1 protein-coding gene is annotated in these 396 nt (G+C 75.5%); it reads left to right on the forward strand.

All coding sequences use genetic code 11. The features are described 5' to 3' along the window. Positions 1–271: 271 nt before the first annotated feature. On the forward strand, positions 272–396 hold a 125-nt coding region (locus LPA54_RS41285; protein ID WP_228985517.1), incomplete at its 3' end, for a PAS domain-containing protein.

The following is a 396-nucleotide window of genomic DNA, read 5'->3' on the forward strand; positions in this document are numbered from 1 at the left end:
CTCGCCCACGCCCCGGGCCGTCGCTCCGCCTACCCGCCCCGGTCCTCTCCATGCGGGGTGCCTCCGGGGCGCACGTCCCACCTATGGGGGGACGTGCGATGATCTGGAGGGTCACGTCGTGCTTTCCGGTCTCCCGTCACAGTCCGGCCGGGCACTCGGAACCGTGGGAACCGCGACCGGTTCCTCGAGCGGCGGTCGGGGAGGAGGGGACATGGGGACGGCGGCCGGAGGGCCACGACCCGGCGGGGAGACGCCCGGCGTGATCGGCGACATGCTCACCCCGATCGGCACCGGCGCCTACGTGGTGGACGGACGCGGCGTGATCCTCGCCGTCAACGCCGTCGCCGAGCGGCTGCTGGGCCGGCCGGCGGCCGGACTCGTCGGCGCCGACGCGCA

Origin of the sequence: Streptomyces sp. DH12, assembly GCF_020873895.1 — a bacterium.
In the GTDB taxonomy this organism is placed as follows: domain Bacteria; phylum Actinomycetota; class Actinomycetes; order Streptomycetales; family Streptomycetaceae; genus Streptomyces.